The organism is Chitinophaga sp. 22308, assembly GCF_052045305.1.
Classification (GTDB): Bacteria; Bacteroidota; Bacteroidia; order Chitinophagales; family Chitinophagaceae; genus Chitinophaga; species Chitinophaga varians_A.
The window spans coordinates 1-302 of the sequence record NZ_JBQEOP010000041.1 but is presented as its reverse complement, the minus strand read 5'-3'; the positions used below and the strand labels follow the sequence as shown (position 1 = coordinate 302).

1 protein-coding gene is annotated in these 302 nt (G+C 51.7%); it reads right to left on the bottom strand.

The window, feature by feature from the left end; all coding sequences use genetic code 11:
• A partial coding sequence (locus tag ACTJJS_RS33580) for a hypothetical protein (RefSeq protein ID WP_440668424.1) occupies positions 1-302 on the bottom strand: 302 nt, incomplete at both ends.

The following is a 302-nucleotide window of genomic DNA, read 5'->3' as shown; positions in this document are numbered from 1 at the left end:
TCCGCCTGGCTGTCGGTAAAATCTCCCAGGCCCGTTTTGGCCCTTACCGCATCGTATACGGACTGGAGCTGGTTGCTATTGGCATTGTAGCGATAGCTCAGCTGGTCCACATTACCGGGCGCATTGTTCAACTGACCACGCTGGTTCATGCTCAGCAGGTTACCATTTGCATCATAGCTGATGTTGCCCACTGTAAAGTCTACTGTACTGTTCAGCCAGTTGCCGCCACTGATCTGGGAGAAAGCTGCTCCTTTTAAACGGTTGACCTGATCATAGGTAAATCCATAAGCCCGTTGGGTGGT